General features: G+C 71.5%; 16 protein-coding genes and 1 pseudogene. 11 read left to right on the plus strand and 6 right to left on the minus strand.

The genetic code is table 11. The features are described from left to right. Positions 1–716: 716 nt before the first annotated feature. Positions 717–2,654, minus strand: a complete 1,938-nt coding sequence (dnaA, locus tag DER29_RS11850) for a chromosomal replication initiator protein DnaA (RefSeq protein ID WP_370040061.1) — start codon at positions 2,652–2,654, stop codon at positions 717–719. Between the two features lie 534 nt (positions 2,655–3,188). Between dnaA and rpmH the strand changes: the two genes are divergently transcribed. The 10 genes and pseudogenes from rpmH to DER29_RS11900 all read left to right on the plus strand — a co-directional run bounded on the left by rpmH (position 3,189) and on the right by DER29_RS11900 (position 12,446). Continuing rightward, entirely contained in the window at positions 3,189–3,326 is a 138-nt protein-coding gene (gene rpmH, locus DER29_RS11855; RefSeq protein ID WP_089002791.1) for a 50S ribosomal protein L34, read from the plus strand. Between the two features lie 35 nt (positions 3,327–3,361). Next, positions 3,362–3,778, plus strand: a complete 417-nt coding sequence (gene rnpA, locus DER29_RS11860) for a ribonuclease P protein component (protein WP_121397402.1) — start codon at positions 3,362–3,364, stop codon at positions 3,776–3,778. A 44-nt stretch (positions 3,779–3,822) separates the two neighbouring features. Beyond that, positions 3,823–4,062: a membrane protein insertion efficiency factor YidD gene (gene yidD, locus DER29_RS11865; protein WP_207914193.1), complete on the plus strand. Its 240-nt coding sequence runs from the start codon at positions 3,823–3,825 to the stop codon at positions 4,060–4,062. 3 nt (positions 4,063–4,065) lie between these two features. After that, positions 4,066–5,049 (plus strand): membrane protein insertase YidC, encoded by a 984-nt coding sequence (gene yidC / locus DER29_RS11870; protein WP_121397404.1) that lies wholly within the window; start codon positions 4,066–4,068, stop codon positions 5,047–5,049. Between the two features lie 216 nt (positions 5,050–5,265). Then, positions 5,266–5,856 (plus strand): R3H domain-containing nucleic acid-binding protein, encoded by a 591-nt coding sequence (locus DER29_RS11875; RefSeq protein ID WP_121397405.1) that lies wholly within the window; start codon positions 5,266–5,268, stop codon positions 5,854–5,856. Positions 5,857–6,091: 235 nt separating this feature from the next. Beyond that, a complete protein-coding gene (rsmG, locus tag DER29_RS11880; protein ID WP_121397406.1) occupies positions 6,092–6,811 on the plus strand; it encodes a 16S rRNA (guanine(527)-N(7))-methyltransferase RsmG in 720 nt (239 codons plus the stop codon). A 275-nt stretch (positions 6,812–7,086) separates the two neighbouring features. Beyond that, complete coding sequence (locus DER29_RS34505; RefSeq protein WP_121397407.1) at positions 7,087–8,391, plus strand: ParA family protein; 1,305 nt, start codon at positions 7,087–7,089, stop codon at positions 8,389–8,391. A gap of 27 nt (positions 8,392–8,418) precedes the next feature. Beyond that, a complete protein-coding gene (locus DER29_RS11890) occupies positions 8,419–9,471 on the plus strand; it encodes a ParB/RepB/Spo0J family partition protein (protein WP_121397408.1) in 1,053 nt (350 codons plus the stop codon). A gap of 1,591 nt (positions 9,472–11,062) precedes the next feature. Further along, a pseudogene (locus tag DER29_RS11895) lies at positions 11,063–11,776 on the plus strand (hypothetical protein); the annotation flags it as partial. Between the two features lie 94 nt (positions 11,777–11,870). Then, positions 11,871–12,446, plus strand: a complete 576-nt coding sequence (locus DER29_RS11900; protein ID WP_121397409.1) for a DinB family protein — start codon at positions 11,871–11,873, stop codon at positions 12,444–12,446. A gap of 65 nt (positions 12,447–12,511) precedes the next feature. Here the strand turns inward: DER29_RS11900 and DER29_RS11905 are convergent, their stop codons facing one another. Continuing rightward, positions 12,512–13,510: a D-alanine--D-alanine ligase gene (locus DER29_RS11905; protein ID WP_121397410.1), complete on the minus strand. Its 999-nt coding sequence runs from the start codon at positions 13,508–13,510 to the stop codon at positions 12,512–12,514. Positions 13,511–13,517: 7 nt separating this feature from the next. Next, positions 13,518–14,831, minus strand: coding sequence for a PLP-dependent aminotransferase family protein (locus DER29_RS11910; RefSeq protein ID WP_121397411.1), 1,314 nt, complete (start codon positions 14,829–14,831; stop codon positions 13,518–13,520). Positions 14,832–15,125: 294 nt separating this feature from the next. Here DER29_RS11910 and DER29_RS11915 point away from each other — a divergent pair, with 294 nt between their 5' ends. Beyond that, complete coding sequence (locus DER29_RS11915) at positions 15,126–15,791, plus strand: GNAT family N-acetyltransferase (RefSeq protein WP_121397412.1); 666 nt, start codon at positions 15,126–15,128, stop codon at positions 15,789–15,791. Between the two features lie 37 nt (positions 15,792–15,828). Here the strand turns inward: DER29_RS11915 and DER29_RS11920 are convergent, their stop codons facing one another. The 3 genes from DER29_RS11920 to trxB all read right to left on the minus strand — a co-directional run bounded on the left by DER29_RS11920 (position 15,829) and on the right by trxB (position 18,452). Continuing rightward, positions 15,829–16,992, minus strand: coding sequence for an N-acetylmuramoyl-L-alanine amidase (locus DER29_RS11920; protein WP_121397413.1), 1,164 nt, complete (start codon positions 16,990–16,992; stop codon positions 15,829–15,831). A 150-nt stretch (positions 16,993–17,142) separates the two neighbouring features. Continuing rightward, a complete protein-coding gene (trxA, locus tag DER29_RS11925; protein WP_088996685.1) occupies positions 17,143–17,466 on the minus strand; it encodes a thioredoxin in 324 nt (107 codons plus the stop codon). Between the two features lie 32 nt (positions 17,467–17,498). Then, positions 17,499–18,452, minus strand: coding sequence for a thioredoxin-disulfide reductase (gene trxB / locus DER29_RS11930; RefSeq protein WP_121397414.1), 954 nt, complete (start codon positions 18,450–18,452; stop codon positions 17,499–17,501). Between the last annotated feature and the right edge of the window lie 168 nt (positions 18,453–18,620).

The raw sequence follows: 18,620 nt of genomic DNA on the forward strand, positions 1-18,620 counted from the left end.
CCCCGTGGATCCAGGTGCCGGGGCGACCGCCGACGGCGGCGCACGGCCCGATCCACAGGAAGTCCAACGGTGATGATTGGTTTTTGTTCTCTTAGAAGAGATAACTCGTCATCTTCATCGCACCTGTGCAAACTGTGGAGAACCCGCGTCTGCGCAGCTCAGACACGTTATCCACCGGTGGTTTACCTGTGGAGAACCCGGGGTACAACTTGCCTCCCGGTCCACAGGCGGCCGGCGCCCCCAGGTTGTCCACCGTTGTCCACCGGTTATCCACCGGTAATCCACCGACTTTCTCCCCTGACCTGTGGACAGGCGGAAGCCGTGCGGACAGCGTCATCCCCAGAACCTTCAACAGGTTCCCCACAGGTCGACCGTCGTCGGTGGACAACCACCGGGTTGTCCCCAGGCGTCCACAGGCTCGTCCCCAGGGTTTGTCCACAACCTGTGGGTAACCGGGAGGTGGGCGGACGGTAGTTTTCCACAGGCGGTGGACAACGAGATGTGGACAACGATCCGGGCGGTGGACGGTCACGGCTCAGATGCTGTGGCCTGGACCATGTCGAGGGTCAAGCCGGGCCGGCTGTGGAGAACGAAAAAGCGCCCGACCGGTGGTCCGGTCGGGCGCGTCCGTCGTCCGTGTCCGCGTGGTGTGTCGGGCGGACAAGACGGCTTCGGCTCGGCGCGTACGACGCCGCGCTGCGAGCTGAGGCCGTCGCTCAGGTGTTCTGCTTGATCCGGTTGGTCAGCTCCGCGATCTGGTTGTAGAGCGACCGGCGCTCGGCCATCTGTTGGCGGATCTTGCGGTCGGCGTGCATCACGGTCGTGTGGTCACGCCCACCGAATGCCTGCCCGATCCGGGGCAGCGACAGGTCGGTCAGCTCCCGGCACAGGTACATGGCCACCTGGCGGGCGTTCACCAGCACCCGGGAGCGGGAGTGCCCGCGCAGGTCCTCCAGGCTCACCCCGAAGTAGTCGGCGGTGGAGACCATGATCTGGTCGGCGGTGATCTCCGGCCCGGCGCCGTCCGGGATGAAGTCCCGCAGCACCTCCTCGGCCAGCGCCAGCTCGACCGTGGAGCGGGTCAGGCTGGCGAACGCCGTAACCCGGATCAGCGCGCCCTCCAGCTCCCGGATCGAGTTCGACACCCGCGAGGCGATGAACTCCAGTACGTCCGGCGGGGCGTAGAGGCGCTCCTGCGCCGCCTTCTTCTGCAGGATCGCGATGCGGGTCTCCAGGTCCGGCGGCTGGATGTCGGCGAGCAGTCCCCACTCGAAGCGGGTACGCAGCCGGTCCTCCAGGGTCGCGAGCTGCTTCGGTGACCGGTCGGAGGTGATGACGATCTGCTTGTTGGCGTTGTGCAGGGTGTTGAACGTGTGGAAGAACTCCTCCTGCGTACGCTCGCGGTTCTCCAGGAACTGGATGTCGTCGATCAGCAGGATGTCGACGTCGCGGTAGCGCCGCTGGAACGCACTGGTCTTGTCGTCCCGGAGCGAGTTGATGAAGTCGTTGGTGAACTCCTCGGTCGAGACGTACCGGACCGAGCGCGCGTTGCCGAGCGTCGTGGCGTAGTGCCCGATGGCGTGCAGCAGGTGCGTCTTGCCCAGCCCCGAGCTGCCGTAGATGAACAGCGGGTTGTACGCCTTCGCCGGCGACTCGGCGACCGCGACGCTCGCGGCGTGGGCGAAGCGGTTGGACGAGCCGATGACGAACGTCTCGAACATGTACTTCGGGTTGAGCCGGTTGCCGCCGCCGTCGGCGCCGGGCATGCGGCGGTCGTCCCGGCCACCGGGCCGGTGATCCGCGCCACTTCGTCCGGGCCCGTTGTCGGTGCCGGTGTCGCGGGGCAGGGCCCGGATCACGTGCTGGTCCCGGGGGGAGACGGCGTCCTCGCGGTAGCGCGGCTCGTACCCCCGGGTGTCGGCGGCGGGCGGGTCCAGCCGGGCGGCCTGCTCGTCGTAGCCCCGGCGCTCGGACGGGTGCCGCGGCGGCGCCGACCGGTCGGGGCGCGGCGGCTCGGCGAAGGCGGTGCTGAACAGGGCCTCCTGCCCGCCACGGTCGCCCGGCCGGTGCCCGTCGTCGCCGGGCGGGGGCGACGACGCGTCGAGCCGGCGCTGGGGGTGCGCCTGCTCGGGGATGAGCGGCGGCTGCCCGGCGTCGTGGGGCCCGCCGTCCCGCTGCCCGGCCATCCCGTCGTAGTCGGCGTCGGCGTAGCCGCGCGGTCCGCCGTCGTGGTCGGCCGGCCCCGGCTCGGGAACACTGCGGTAGACGGTCCCCGCCGGGCGGCCGGAGCCGTCCTCGGGCAGGCGTACGGTCACCGCGACCTGGATCGGCCGGCCCAGCCGGCGGGTGAGCGCATCCGTGATCGCCGGGCGCAGGCGGGACTCGATCACGTCCCGGGTGAAGGCGTCCGGGACGGAGAGCAGCGCCGTGTCCTCGACGATGGCCCGCAGCCGGGTCAGCCGCAGGTACGCCCGCTGCTGCGCGGAGATGATCTCGTCGGCGAGTTCGTCGGTCGTCGCTGTCCACACCGCGGCAAGGTCGGTCGTACCGGTCACCGTCGTGCCACCCCCTCGCCTCTGCTCCGCCGACGCCGCCGTCTTCTCCGGTCGGCCGTCCCGGGCCCGCCGCGTACGCGCGGGTGGAACGACACCCACCGGACGGCCGACCGGTCCTCGTCCACAAGTTATCCACAGCCTGTGTACGCACCGATTGTGGCCGCCCGCCGGACGCGGGTCGGACCTGCCCCCTGCCTGAACGGGCGCTGAAGCGGGTTCACCGTGCCGAACGATTCACTACCTTGTCCGGTCTTGCCCGCCGGCGACGACCGGACCTTTCGACGCTGACCGCAATCGGGCACGGTAACAGCGTTGTCGGCGCGCCATCAACCGCCGACGCGCGGCGGCCCTTGCCGACATCAGCGAAAACCGTCGCTTCGGTCGCCGGGAAGGCCCGGTGTCCGCCCTGCTGAGGGTGTTTGACGGTGGTTGCCGCCCTGCGTAGGCTGGAATGGCTGCTCTCTCGCCCTCTGCTAGGGTGTTAGGTGCTTGCTGTCCGCGGTCGCTTCCCCGCATCGCCGAGGTCCCGCGCCGCCGGGCAGCACCGATCGGGGGCCACCGCCGAGGTGGCCTGGACCACCACACGATCCCGGCGACCCCTCGCCCGGGGCGTACGAAAACGGAGAGCCTGACGTGAGCAAGCGCACCTACCAGCCGAACAACCGCCGGCGCGCGAAGACCCACGGCTTCCGGCTGCGCATGCGCACCCGTGCCGGCCGCGCCATCCTTTCGACCCGTCGCTCCAAGGGCCGTGCCCGCCTGTCGGCCTGAGGCCGACCGGTCAGGTCCGGGGGACGTGGGCAGTCGTGCTGGCGGCCGCACAGCGACTGCGGCGCAGCACTGACTTCGCCGCAGCGGTCCGGGGTGGTCGACGCGCCGGCCGTGGCGCGGTCGTCGTCCACCTGAGCCTGCCGACAACCCCCGACGCCCCGACAGCAACCTCGCCGGAGCCGGCGCGGAGCAGCGGTACGGAGCAACCCTCCGCACCTGCCCGCGCCGGCTTCGTCGTGTCCAAGGCCGTCGGGAACGCCGTGGTCCGCAACCGGGTCCGGCGTCGCCTGCGACACCTGGTTCGCGAGCGGCTGGCCGGTCTGCCCCCGGGAAGCACCCTGGTCGTACGCGCGCAGCCCGCCGCGGCCGACGCCTCGTACCCGCGACTCGGCGCCGACCTGGACGCGGCGATCGTCGCCGCGAAGGCGCCCCGCGGGCGGCGGTCCCGGTGACCACCGGACCGGCCGGGCCACGGCCGACGACGATCGGTGCCCGAGTGCTGAGCGGGCCCGTCATCGCGTACCGTCGGTGGATAAGTCCGGCTCTGCCGGCCCGCTGTCGGTTCTACCCGTCGTGCAGCGCCTACGCCCTGGAGGCGGTGGCGGTGCACGGCGCGATCCGGGGAGCTGGCCTGACGGCCCGGCGGCTGTTGCGCTGCCACCCCTTTCACCCAGGTGGACACGACCCGGTGCCGAAGCCGGGCGGCCGCCGCCGCGCCGATGTGACTGGAGCCTGAGAATTGAGTCTGGACTGGATCTACTACGCGATTTCGTGGATCCTGCTGGTCTGGCACGGGGCCTGGGACTTCGTCGGGGTGCCGGATCCGGCGGTGATCGGCACCAACTGGGCCTGGATCCTCGCCATCATCTTCCTGGTGGTCACCGTCCGGGTGATCCTCTTCCCCGTCTTCGTCAAGCAGATCAAGTCGCAGCGGGCGATGCAGGCGCTCCAGCCGCAGGTGAAGGCCCTGCAGGAGAAGCACAAGGGTGACCGGGAGACGCTCCAGAAAGAGATGATGGAGCTCTACCGGAAGGAAAAGGCCAACCCGCTCATGGGCTGCCTTCCGATGTTCCTCCAGATCCCCGTCTTCCTGGGCCTCTTCCACGTGCTCCGTCGGCTCAACCCGGACAAGAGCGAGGCCGGGAAGACCCTCTACGGCTGGACCATCAGCCAGTTCGAGAGCGCCTCGTCCGCGAAGCTCTTCACCGCCCCGATCGCCGGCAAGTTCGGCTCCACCGCCGAGGAACTGGCGCGGCTCGGCGCCAACGGCACCACCGTGAAGATCATCGCCGGCATCCTCGTCCTGGTGATGATGGGCACCACCTACCTCACCAGCCGCCAGATGATCCTGAAGACCGGCTGGGCCGAGGACCCGCAGCAGCGGATGATCCAGAAGCTGATGCTCTACGGCATCCCGCTGTCGCTGCTCATCTCCGGTGCCATCTTCCCCATCGGTGTGATCATCTACTGGGTCACGAACAACCTCTTCACCCTCGCGCAGCAGCAGTGGGTGCTGCGGAAGTTCCCGCCGCCGCCCACCATGAGCAAGCCGGGCACCTCGGCCCGCAACCCGGTGCAGCCGGCGAAGACGGGCGGCCTGCTGGGTCGCGCCAAGTCGGCCCCCCCGGCCCCGGCCAAGCCGGCCGCGCCGAAGGTCGCCGGCCCCAAGCCGGGCGCCAAGCCGGTCAACCCCAAGAAGGGCCCCGCCAAGCGGCAGGGCTGAGGACATCCGGGCCGCCGTCGGGAAGACCGGCGGCGGCCCGTTCCGCACCGCGCAGCCGCCGTACGGCCGGCGCCGGGCGGAACCGCCGCGCGCGGCGCGGCCCACGGGTGAGACTGCCCGTACGACAGACGTGCCCGTGGGCACCGGCGACCTCCCGCCGGCCCCGGGAAACCAGCGGACCCGACGGTCCGGCCGAGCGAGTACGGAGATGAGACCGTGACCGACACCAGCACCCCCCGCGCCGACGAGTCCCTGGACGAGGAGGGGACCGAGCCGACCGCGGTGAACGGCGAGACCGAGGAGACCGACGAGGAGTCGGGCACCCGGGAGAAGAAGGCCGTCGGCGAGAGCGAGCTGTTCCGGCAGAGCGAGATCGCGGCCGACTACGTCGAGGGCCTGCTCGACATCCTCGACTACGACGGCGACATCGACGAGCTGGTCTCCGGCGGTCGCCCCGTCGTCGAGGTGGTCGGCGGCCGGCTGCAGAACCTCGTCGGCCAGCGCGGCGCCACCCTGGAGGCGCTCCAGGAGCTCGCCCGGCTGGCCGTCTTCCGGCAGACCGGCACCCCGAGCCGGCTGCTGCTCGACGTCGGCGGCTACCGGGCGACCCGTCGCAAGGAACTCGCCGCCGTCGCCAAGAACGCCGTGGAGAAGGTCAAGGAGTACGGCGAGCCCGTGCGTCTGGAGCCGATGTCCGCGTTCGAGCGCAAGTGCGTGCACGACGTGGTCAACGCGATGAGCGGCGTGGAGAGCGAGTCCGAGGGCGTCGAGCCGAACCGGCGCATCATCGTCCGCCCGGCGGACTGACCGCGTGACCCACGACGACACCACGGCCGGTGCCGTGGACGGCCCGGGTGGCACGCCGCCCGGGCCGTCGCCTGTCCGGCCCGAGCCGACCGTGACTCCCGACACCGCGCCGCCCACCGACGCTTCCGAGGGTGCGCCGCCCTCGGCCGTCGCCCCTGAGGACGCGCCGTCACCGACCGACGCTTCCGAGGGTGCGCCGCCCTCGGCCGTCGCCCCTGAGGGCGCGTCTGCGACCGTGGCGGTACTGCCGCCGGAGTTGGCCGGTGCGGCGCGCACCCTCTTCGGCGACCGCATCGACCTGGCCGCCGCGTACGCCGAGCTGCTCGCCACCGACGGCGTGGTCCGCGGCCTGATCGGCCCGCGCGAGGCGCCCCGGATCTGGGATCGCCACCTGCTCAACTGCGCGGCGGTGGCCGAGCGCATCCCGGAGGGCGCGACGGTGCTCGACGTCGGTTCCGGGGCCGGGCTGCCCGGCCTGGTGCTGGCCATCGCCCGACCCGACCTGACGGTGACCCTGATCGAACCGCTCTCCCGGCGCACCTCCTTCCTCATCGAGGCGGTACAGCACCTCGGGCTGGCGAAGATGGTCCGGGTGTTCCGGGGGCGCGCCGACGAGGCGGCGACCGGGGCGACGGGCATCGGTCCGTTGAGCGGGGACGTGGTCACCGCGCGCGCCGTCGCACCGCTGGACCGGCTCTCGACGTGGTGCCTGCCGCTGGCCGTGCCCGGCGGCCGGCTGATCGCCCTCAAGGGGGCGTCCGCCGCCGAGGAGATTGCCGAGCACGCGCAGACCGTGGCCCGACTCGGTGGCGGTGAGCCCGAGGTGCACCGCTGCGGCGAGGGAGTGATCGATCCGCCGACGACGGTCGTGGAGATCGTGCGGGAGCGGATGGTCGGGCCGGCCCGGCCGAAGGCCGCGAAGAGGTCGCGCGGCGGCCGGTCCCGGCGGCGTTGAGTCCCTCTCGACACCGCGCGGGATGTCCGCCTACCGGCTTCCCGGCCGGCGGTTGGTTCGTTGAACCGGTACGGGTGGACGGAAGGATGAGAACCCGACGTGGACCGGCTGCGCCCGTGAGCCGTAGGCTGGCTGCGCGTCGATAGTGTGGAGCGGGCGGCAACGGACGTTCACCGGTCCCGCCGCTCCCGCCGGGCCGTACGCTCCGCGGTGCGATCGCGTACGGCCAGTTGACGGGGTGCGGACCGACCATCCGAAGCGGGCAGGGATGACAGGTGCATGACGACGGAAGGTACGACGATCCACGCGTGACCGGGTCAGCGGGCGACCCCGTTTCACGTGAAACTGACTACCCGAGCTGGTCGCCCGAAGGGCCGTCGATCCGGCCGCCGGACCGGGACGCGGCGGCCGGGCCGGGCGGCGTCGAGCCGGTCCTGCCGGAGCCTCCGGCGGCCCGCGCCGCACCCGACGTGCCGCGGGCCGGCAATTCGGCCGGCGGTCGGGTGATCCCCATCCGGCGCAACGCCTCGGCCTCGGCCCGGTTCGAGTCCGCCGTACCGCAGCAGCCCACCCCGGACTCCGTGCCGGATGCGACTCCCGAACCCGTTCCCGTCACCGACCCGTCCGCGCCCTTGGTCGGCTCCCCCGGAGCCACTGCCGCCGAGGCCGCGTACGTTTCACGTGAAACCCCGACGCGCGAAGAGGATGACCCACCGTTGGCTATGGAGGCGATGCGCGCCGTGCAGATCCTTAATCCGAGTGGCGAGGTGACGATGCCTCGGCCGGAACGGACCCGGGTCATGTGCGTCGCGAACCAGAAGGGCGGCGTGGGAAAGACCACGACCACGGTGAACCTTGCGGTGGCGCTCGCCCTGCACGGCAACCGGGTGCTGGTGGTCGACCTGGACCCGCAGGGAAACGCCTCCACCGGGCTGAACGTCCCGCACCACACCGGTGTGCCGGACGTCTACGACTGCCTCATCAACAGCGTGCCGCTGGAGGAGGTCGCCCAGGGCGTCGAGGGCATCCCCAACCTCTGGTGCGTACCGGCGACGATCGACCTCGCCGGCGCGGAGATCGAGTTGGTCTCGGTGGTCGCCCGCGAGTCCCGGCTGGCCCGGGCGATCGCCGCCTACCCCGGCCACTTCGACTACGTCTTCATCGACTGCCCGCCCTCGCTCGGCCTGCTCACGGTCAACGCGCTCGTGGCCGCGCAGGAGGTGCTCATTCCGATCCAGTGCGAGTACTACGCGCTGGAGGGGCTGAACCAGCTGATCAACAACATCAACCTGGTCCGCCAGCACCTGAACCCGAAGCTCGACGTCTCCACCATCCTGCTCACCATGTACGACCGGCGCACCCGGCTGGCCGACGCCGTCGAGCAGGACGTGCGGAACCACTTCGGCGACAAGGTGCTCCAGGCGGTCATCCCCCGCAACGTCCGCGTCTCGGAGGCACCCAGCTACGGCCAGTCGGTGATGACCTACGATCCGGGATCGCGGGGGGCGACGAGCTACTTCGAAGCCGCCCAGGAGATCGCCGAGCGTGGCGTCAAGGAGCCGGTGGGCCGGAATGCGTAGTGCGGAACAGTCGCTGGGAGGCGTGGCATGAAGAACCGTCCTCGGGGCGGTCTGGGACGAGGCCTGGGGGCGCTCATCCCGACCGGGCCGGCGCCGACCGCCGCAGTTGAGCCGACCACGGCCGCCGAGCCGGTGGTGACGGCAGAGACAAAGACCTCGACCGGTGCCACCGCCGGTACGCCGACGGAGGCTCTGCCCGCCGCGGCGACTCCGCCCGTGGCGGCGCAGCCCGAGCCGCAGCTCGAACTCAGCCCCGTGCCGGGGGCCCGGTTCGCCGAGATCCCGGTCGACGCGATCGTGCCGAACCCCAAGCAGCCGCGCCAGGTCTTCGACGAGGACGCCCTGGAGGAGCTGAAGACCTCGATCCAGGAGGTCGGCTTCCTCCAGCCGATCGTCGTACGGCAGCTCGACGAGGAAAAGTACGAGCTGGTGATGGGCGAGCGGCGCTGGCGGGCCGCGCAGGCCGTCGGGCGGGAAAGCATCCCGGCGATCGTCCGGGACACCCGGGACGACGCCATGCTGCGCGACGCGCTGCTGGAGAACATCCACCGGGCGAACCTGAACCCGCTGGAAGAGGCAGCCGCGTACCAGCAGTTGCTCGACGAGTTCGGCGCCACCCACGAGGAACTCGCCCGGCGCATCGGGCGGAGCCGGCCGCAGATCTCGAACACCATCCGGCTGCTCAACCTGCCCGCGCCGGTGCAGAAGCGGGTCGCGGCCGGCGTTCTCTCCGCCGGGCACGCCCGGGCGCTGCTGAGCCTCGACGAGCCCGAGGCGCAGGAGCAGCTCGCACTCCGGATCGTCGCCGAGGGCCTGTCGGTCCGCGCGACCGAGGAGATCGTCGCGCTGGCCCTGAGCGACGGTACGAGCAAGAAGGAAGCCGCCAAGCGCCGTCCGAAGCCGCATGCCCCCGCTCTCACGGACCTGGCCGACCGGCTCTCCGACCGGTTCGACACCCGAGTGAAGGTGGACATCGGCCGGAGCAAGGGCAAGATCACCATTGAGTTCGCGACGGTCGACGACCTGGAGCGGATCGTCGGCCTCATCGGCGTCGGCCAGGAGGAGGAACCGGAGGCCTGACCCCGTCGGCACGGCTCGGTCTCCACGGCCGGGTCCCGCGCCGCCGCGTACGGCACCAACGCCGGCCGCGTGATCCCGGATCACGCGGCCGTTGCATGTGCTGCGGGATCGAGGCGTCGGCCGCTACCCCGGACCAGCGCGCTCAAGCACTTGACGCGAGCGGCGACGTTTCACGTGAAACCCGGAGTTGGTCGGCGCGGTTCTTGAGCCCTCTCGGACGGTTTCACGTGAAACCCGGCCGGTCCCTGCGATCTGCGATGCGATGGAGGTCGGCACGGATGAGGGCGGAACCCCGAGGCCCGAGGAGCCTGATCGGGTCCGACCCTTGCCGCGCCCTTCGGTGAACGAGGCCGGTGGCGGAAGCCCCGGCCGGAGGGAACCCCCACCCGCCTCGTCAACGCCCTCAGCGCGCGTTGAGGGCTCCGGCGGTGCGAGCGGTACCGCTGGGGTGGGATGCGCCAAGCGGGCCCGCTCAGCACCGCGAGAGGCCCCGGCTTGCCACACCGGCGCTAGCGTGCCCGGCACGCCGCTACTCACCGACAAGACGCTGCGCCCAGTGTCTCCACGCCTCACCGATGGCCTGATGTCTTGTCGCCTTGGCCGACCCGTCGCCCTGACCGTCTTATTCTTCGACCGTCTTTCGGCCGGCCGTTCCGTTGTCTCGGCCGTTCTCTGCCTCGACGGTTCTCTGCCTCGGTCGTTCTTTCCTCGGCCTCCTCTGTCTCGGCCTCCTCTGTCGGCCAGGCCGGGGTGTCCGGGCTCGTTTGAGGTGGGCGCCGATCTCGGCGAGGCGGGCTCGAAGTGCAAGGTGTAGCCGACGCCGATGCCGGGCAGCGGCACGTTCCGTTGTCTCGGCCGTTCCGTTGTCTCGGCCGTTCTGTGGTCTCGGCCGTTCTGCGGTCGGGCGCGACGCAGCACGACGCACAGGGGGGTCGGTGGTGTCGAGCGCGAAGGCGATGGACGTCCCCGGTTGTTCGCGGCGACGACGTGGAACGGCGGAGTTCGGTCTTGGAGCCGACGGCGATTCCCGCCGATGGCGATGCCGACCACTGCCATTCCGGTGACGATGCGGACGGTCGCGGCGGCGACGGGGAGGCGGCCCTGGGAAGAAGCATGAGTGGCCCTCGGCGATGACGCCTGCGGGCCTGTCCGTCGTTCTCGCGTCCGGCGGGGTTCTCCAACTCTCGATCCCAGCGGTGGCTCCAGCCCTCGACGGTTCCGACCTTCGGCGGCTCGCGAGCGGTCGGAGGAGTCCAGCGGCGGTCGACGAGCCAGGACGGAACCGTCCGACGCCGCCTCCCGGTTTCACGTGGAACCGGCGACTCCACCTCGGCGTAAGAATCCAGGACTGTGCCCGAAAGTTATCCACAGCGGTTATCCACAGGCAGCCCCGTTTCACGTGAAACCCCGCGTGGAATGGGGTGCCAGCCTGTGGATGACGGGGTGTGTCCGGCGTCTCATCAGCCTGTGGACGACTGTGGATACCTGTGGACAGAGCCGCTCCCGGCTCTCCCGTTACGGCCGGAGTGAGACCGCCTGGTCGATCGTTCGGGTAGGGACAGCGGTGCCGGAACCGGTTAGTGTCAGCGTCGTGCACGACACCCCTCCCTCCGTTCCGGACTTCACCCAGTGGCCGTCCTTTCCCTTCGAGGGCGACCTTCGTGTCAAGCAACTCGATGATCCGGTCCCGGTCGAGCCGCCGCGTAAGGGCGAGGGACACCGGGAATGCACCGCCTGCAACGCCCCCGACGACGCCTACATCTGGGTGGGTGAGCGATGGCGGGTACGCGCCATGGACCGCCCCACCGGGCTGCCGATGGTGCTGATTCTGGAATCCCGCTCGCATCTGGACCTGGGCGACCTGCCGAACCTGCTCGCCGCCGAACTGGGGGTGATGACCGTACGGCTGGAGCGGGCCATCCGGTCCCTCGACGGGGTCGCCCGAGTGCACGTCAACCGCTGGGGCGACGGCTCGGCGCACCTGCACATGTGGTTCCTGGCCCGGCCCTACGGGCAGCTCCAGTTGCGGGGGACCTTCCTCTCCCTGTGGGATTCGATCCTGCCGCCCATCTCCGAGGCGCGGTGGCGGGAGAACCTCGCCATGGTCGCCGCCTGGCTGGCGGAGTTCGGAGGCCGCCCGCTGGCCGAGCCCCCGCGTATCCAGTGGCAGGCGCCGTCCAGCTTCACGGGGCAGGCCCCGGCGGAGGCCGACCCGACGGAGGGCGAGGCGGTGTCCGTGATCGAGTCCGCCGAGGAAACCCCGCCGGCACAGGAGCCGGAGAGCGAGACGTCCGCCACGGACGCCGGGCGGTCGGGCACCTAGGGCGTGTCCTGCCGATCAGGAGCCCTGCGGATCGTCGGGGGCAGCGCGACGTGTGACCGGATGCCATAGTGCCGCCATGAAGGCAGACCTGCACAGCTACCTGAAGGGCGGCCGCGACGCGCTGCTGTGGAAGCTCGACGGGCTCAGCGAGTACGACATCCGGCGCCCGCTGACCCCGACCGGGACCAACCTGCTCGGTCTGGTGAAGCACTCGGCGGTCTGTGAGTCCCTCTACTTCGGCGTCGTGTTCGGCCGGCCGTTCGAGCAGGAGCTGCCGTACGTCGGCGACGGAGCCGAGACCAATGCCGACATGTGGGCGACCGCGGATGAGACCCGCGAGGAGATCGTCGGACTGTACCGTCGCGTGATCGCCCACGCCGACGCCACCATCGAAGCCCTCGCACTGGATGAGGTCGGCCGCGTGTCGTGGTGGGGCGACGCAGCGGTCACGTTGCACCACGTCCTGGTCCACGTCACCGCGGAAACACAACGGCACGCCGGCCACGCTGACATCGTGCGTGAACTCATCGACGGCGCGGCCGGGCTGCTGCCCAGGAACGACAACCTGCCCCCCGCCGACGAGTCGTGGTGGCGGAACCACCGCCAGCGGGTCGAGCAGGCCGCCCTCGACGCCGGAAGACGCGGCAACTAGGTTCTCTGCCGATCGATGGAAGCCAGATGGCGGGCGCCCGCATCACCGGCCCGCGGAGCGGTCGGTCAGGGGCGTCGGGTCGCGGCGCGGGCCACCAGGGTGCCGACCATCCTGCCGAAGTCCAGGCCGGCGGCCTGGACCGCGAGCGGCAGCAGCGAGGTCTCGGTCATCCCCGGCGAGACGTTGACCTCCAGCACGTGCGGACGCCCGGCGGAGTCCACGATCAGGTCGACACGGCTCAGGTCGCGCAGCCCAAGCGCGGTGTGTGCGGCCAGCGCGACGTCGGCCACCGCGCCGGCCACCTCCGGCTCCAGCCGGGCGGGGGTGTGCCAGGTCGTGCGGCCGGCGGTGTAGCGGGCGGCGTAGTCGTAGACCCCGTTGCGGGGCACGATCTCCACGGCGGGCAGGGCGCGCGGCCCGTCGCCCAGGTCGACCACCGAGACCGCCACGTCCATGCCGGGCACGTACCGCTCGACCAGCGCCGTCGGGTCGTACGCGAAGCAGCCGACCATCGCGGCCGGCAGGGACGCGGCGTCCCGGACCACGGCGGCGCCCAGCCCCGAACCGCCCTGGGCCGGCTTCACCATGAGCGGCAGCCCCAACCGCTCGACGATCCGGTCCAGCACCGCCACGGCGCCCAGCTCGGAGAAGCGGTCGTGCGGAAGGGCGACCCAGTCCGGGGTCGGGATGCCCGCCTCGCGGAGCACCGCCTTGGCCGACGGCTTGTCCCAGGCGAGCCGGGACGCGCGCGCGTCGCACCCCACGTACGGGATGCCGCAGAGGTCCAGCACGCCGCGCAGCGAGCCGTCCTCACCCGTGGCGCCGTGCAGGGCGATCACGACGGCGTCCGGCGGGTCGGCGCTCAGGGCCGGCAGCAGCGCCACGTCGGCGTCCCGCAGCTCGGCGTCCATCCCGACCGCGCGCAGCGCGTCGAGCACCCGGCGCCCGGACCGCAGCGAGACGTCACGTTCGTAGGAGAGCCCGCCGGCGAGCACCAGCACCCGCAGGTCGGCGGTGACGGCGGAGTCGGTCACGACGGAACGGTCGGCAGCGGTGGGAACCATGCCGGAATCATGCCAAGTCGGGTCCCGGCGTGTCCGAGCCGGCCTGCCCGCGCCGCGCTCCGGGGCGGCCGACCGTGCCGAAGACCCGCCGCATGGCGATGTCCTGCTCCATCACGCCGGCCAGCCGGCGCACGCCCTCGCGGATCCGCTCCGGGGACGGGAACGAGAAGTTGAGCCGCATGTTTCCGGTGCCGGTGCCGTCGGCGTAGAAGCCGGTGCCCGGGACGTACGCCACCCGGGCGGCGATGGCCCGGGGCATCATCGCCTTGGAGTCGAGGCCGTCGGGCAGGGTCGCCCAGACGAAGAGGCCGCCGGCCGGCGTCGTCCACGTCGTGCCGGCGGGCATCAGGTCGTCCAGCGCGGCGAGCATCGCGTCGCGCCGTTCCCGGTAGACCTCGCGGTAGACCTTGAGCTGCTCCCGCCAGGGCATGGTGCCGAGGTAGGTGGAGACGGCGGCCTGCGCGTAGCCGCTCGGGCAGAGGATCTGCGCCTCGCTGGCGATGACCAGCTTGTCGCGGACGGCGTGCGGCGCGAGGATCCAGCCGACCCGCAGGCCGGGGGCGAAGGTCTTGGAGAAGGTGCTGAGGTAGAAGACCCCGTCGCGGCGCCGCGCGCGCAGCGGCGCCGGCGCGTCCCCCTCGAAACCCAGCTGACCGTACGGGTCGTCCTCGACCACCAGCAGGCCGGCGCGCTCGCAGATGTCGAGCACCCGCTCCCGCCGCTGTTCGGTCAGCGTCACGCCGGTCGGATTCTGGTAGGTCGGGATGGTGTAGAGGAACTTGACCCGCCGGCCGGCCCGCGCCTGCTCGGCGATGACCGCCTCCAGCGCCTCCGGGATCAGCCCGTCGTCGTCCATCGGCACGTGCACGACCTGCGCCTGGGCGGCCTGGAACACCCCGAGCGCGCCGACGTAGGTCGGGCCCTCGGCGAGCACCACGTCCCCGGGGTCGAGGAAGAGCCGGGCCACCAGGTCGAGGGCCTGCTGCCCGCCCACGGTGACCACCACGTCGTCCGGGGAGGCGCCGCAGGCGGCGTCGATGCCGGAGAGCGTCATCACCTCGCAGATCCGCTCGCGCAGCTCCAGGGTGCCCTGGCCGATGCCGTACTGGAGGGTGGTGGCGCCGTGCTCGGCGCCGAGCCGGCCGAGCATCTCGCCGACCGCGTCGAGCGGCAGCGCCGCGATGTAGGGGGCGCCACCGGCGAGCGAGACCACCTCCGGCCGACTGGCCACCGCGAAGAGCGCGCGGATCTCGGAGGCGGTCATGCCCCGTACGCGGCGGGCGTACCGGTCGGTGTAGTCGTCGAGCGTCGTGCCGGTCATGACATCACCTCGATGGCTGCTCGGGTGGCTCCCGCCCCGGCGTACCCGGGACACCTGCGACCATGGCGACGCGGGACGCCGAGTGTCGATCCTAGTCGCCGTCTTCCAGGGGCGTAACCGCGACGTGAGCGGCGTCCACATCGCGGACCCCGGCCGGCGCCCCGGAAGGAGGGGCATTCGCGCGTCCCCTCCCGCGGCGTCCGTTTGCGGCGTACGATCGCTCGTCGGGGGCAGGAAGGCGGCGTTGTCGTTCCGTGCCGGTCTCACTCCCGAGCCTAGTGTGGGGATGCACCAATGTCGCGACGTCTGGTCAGCTTGACCCTCGACACCCTGGAGGACCTGCCCCGTCCGTGCCGGCAGTGCGTCTACTGGGAGCTTGATCCGGTATCGGCGGACCGGGCCTGCGCCGCGGGCGACCCGGGGCTGGAGAAGGAGGCCTGGGTCTCGCAGACGCTGCTGGAGTGGGGCTCCTGCGGCAAGCTCGTCTACGTCGACGGCATGGCGGCCGGCTTCGTCCTGTACGCCCCGCCGGCCTACGTGCCCCGCTCGATGGCCTTCCCCACCTCCCCGGTCTCCGCCGACGCCGCGCTGCTGATGACGGCCAACGTGGTGCCCGCCTTCGCCGGCGGCGGGCTGGGCCGGATGCTGGTCCAGGGCGTCGCCCGGGACCTCACCAAGCGCGGCATCAAGGCGATCGAGGCATTCGGCGACGCCAAGTTCGGCGACGCGGCCGACCCCGCCGGCACCTGCGTCGCCCCGGCCGACTTCTTCCTCTCCGTGGGCTTCAAGACGGTCCGCCCGCACCCGCGCTTCCCCCGCCTGCGGCTGGAGCTGCGTACGGCGTTGAGCTGGAAGTCCGACGTCGAGTACGCGCTGGAGAAGCTGCTCGGCTCGATGAGCCCCGAGACGCTGCTCCGCCCGGTCCGTCCGGCCCCGGCCACCCGCTCGACCGCCGGCTGACCCCACGCCGGGCGACTCCGGTCGACAGGCAGCGGGATCAGTCCACCACCGTGCCGGCGGCCACCACCGCCCGCAGGGCGCTCACGTCGATCGAGCCGGTGGGGACGTCCCGCTCGACGGGGAAGTACATGCGCTGCACGGCGGCGACGACGGCCTCCACCACCCTGTCCCGGAACCGGGGGTCGACCAGTCGGGCCCGGTCGGCGGGAGAGGTGAGGTAACCGACCTCGACGCGTACGGCCGGCATCCGGGTGAGCCGGAGCAGGTCCCACGCCTTCGCGTGCGTGCGGCAGTCGCGCAGCCCGGTGCGGGCGACGATCTCCCGCTGCACCAGCCCGGCCAGCCGCTCCCCGGTCGCCGAGGTCACCCCGTTGTCGGTGCCGTAGTGGTAGGTCGCCACCCCCTCGGCCTCCGGGTTGACGTGCTCGTCGACGTGCAGCGAGATGAACACGTCGGCGCCGAGCGAGTTGGCCAGCTCCGCCCGCCCGACGTCGGGCAGGCAGTCCTCGGGGGACGGCCCGCGGGTGAGCTGCACCCGGACGCCGGCGGCGGCGAGCCTGCCCTCCAACCGGCTGGCCAGGTCGTGCACGAGATCCGCCTCGGTCCACCGCAGCGACCCGTCCGGCACCACCACGCCCGGGTCGGTGCCCCCGTGCCCGGGATCGATGACGACGGTCCGGCCCACCAGCGTCGGGCCGGACTGCCGGATGGCGTCGGACTCGCGCAGCCACTGCGGTCGGCCGCCGACGACCTTGCGGCCGAGCCGGCGCAGCGCGTTCATGGTGTGCGGACCGCACGAGCCGTCGGGCGTGAGCCCGACCTCGCGCTGGAACTGGGCGACCGCCCGCGAGGTCCGTACGCCGTAGATGGCGTCCGCGCGCCCGACGTCGTACCCCATCTCCAGCAGCCGCTCCTGGAGCGAGCGGACGTCCTCACCGGTGAGCGGCTCCGGCACGGCGTGGTAGAGCGTGCGGGCGCCGAGCCGCCAGCGTGCGGCGTCCAGGGCCCGCCAGGTCTCCGCACCGACCCGGCCGTCCACGCTGAGCCCACGCGACTGCTGGAAGGCCCGCACGGCCCGTTCGGTGTGCGTGTCGAACTCGTCGGCGCCGGGGGCCGTCGGGGCGAGCAGGTCGAGGCCGGTCAGCACCGTACGGATCTCGGTGACGGCGGGTCCACGGTCACCGGGTCGGATCGGACGCACGCACGACCCCCTCTGCACGGACGGTTGCTGGCCGGGCGGCCCCGGCTTGAGGTTATGCGCTCCGGGGGCTCCGGGTGCCCCACGTCGGGAAAAACGCGTCGACCCCGTGCCCGGCGGACCGGGTACGGGGTCGACGCGTGTCCGTGCTGCTCAGAGCGCCGATTCGATGAGCTTGACGAGCTCGCCCTTCGGCTTCGCGCCGGCGATCGACTGCACCGGCTCGCCGTTCTTGAAGACGGTGAGGGTGGGGACCGACATCACCCGGTAGGTGCGGGCGGTCTCCGGGTTCTCGTCGATGTTGAGCTTGACGATGGTGACCTGATCGCCCATCTCGCCGGCGATCTCCTCCAGCAGCGGCGACACCTTGCGGCACGGGCCGCACCACTCGGCCCAGAAGTCCACCAGAACCGGCTTGTCGGACTTCAGCACGTCGGCGGCGAAACTCGCGTCGGTGACCGACTTCGTTGCTCCCACTATGACCCTCCTCCGGGATGTGTTTCGGTTGTTCAGCCCTGCAGCGTGGCGATGAAGCGCTCGGCGTCCAGCGCGGCGGCACAGCCCGTGCCGGCGGCGGTGATCGCCTGCCGGTACGTGTGGTCCACCAGGTCGCCGGCGGCGAAGACGCCGGGCACGCTGGTCCGGGTGCTGGGCGCCTGGACCTTCACGTAGCCCTCGTCGTCGAGTTCCACCTGCCCCCGGAAGAGCTCGCTGCGCGGGTCGTGACCGATGGCCACGAAGACGCCGGTGACGTCGAGGACCTTGGACTCGCCGGTGTGCGTGTTGCGCACCCGCACCCCGCAGACCTTGCCGTCGTCGCCGAGGATCTCCTCGACCACGGTGTTCCACTCCACCTTGATCTTGTCGTTGCTCAGTGCCCGCTCGGCCATGATCTTGCTGGCCCGGAAGGAGTCCCGGCGGTGGATGATGGTGACCGAGTCGGCGAACCGGGTGAGGAAGCTGGCCTCCTCCATCGCCGAGTCACCGCCGCCCACCACCACGATGTGCTGGTTGCGGAAGAAGAAGCCGTCACAGGTCGCGCAGGACGAGACGCCGTGGCCCAGGTACTCCTGCTCGCCGGGCACGCCGAGCGGACGCCATGCGGAGCCGGTGGTGAGGATGACCGCCCTGGCCCGGTACGCGGTCTGGCCCACCCAGACGGTGCTGACGGCGTCGGAACCCAGGCTGCCGGTGTCCTTCAGCTCGACCCGCGTCACGTCGTCGGTGAGGAACTCCGCGCCGAACCGCTCGGCCTGCTTGCGCATGTTGTCCATCAGCTCGGGGCCGAGAATGCCGTCGGCGAAACCGGGGAAGTTCTCCACCTCGGTCGTCGTCATCAGCGCACCGCCGGACTGCACGCCCTCGATGATGAGCGGCTTGAGGTTGGCGCGCGCCGCGTAGACCGCCGCCGTGTAACCGGCCGGCCCGGAGCCGATGATGATCAGGTTGCGGACCTCGTCCACTGCCGTCTCCCGATTGTGTTGTTCGCCATCGGCGCGCACCGATGCCGATCCGATGCCGACGCCCCTCGGTGCCGGCACTTCGATGTGCAGAACGTCATCGTACGAACCGGGGATTCCCGAGCCGGTCATCCGGTGGGTCAGGTCACGTGGACGGTCAAACGCCCGGTG

Origin of the sequence: Micromonospora sp. M71_S20 (assembly GCF_003664255.1) — a bacterium.
Classification (GTDB): Bacteria; Actinomycetota; Actinomycetes; order Mycobacteriales; family Micromonosporaceae; genus Micromonospora.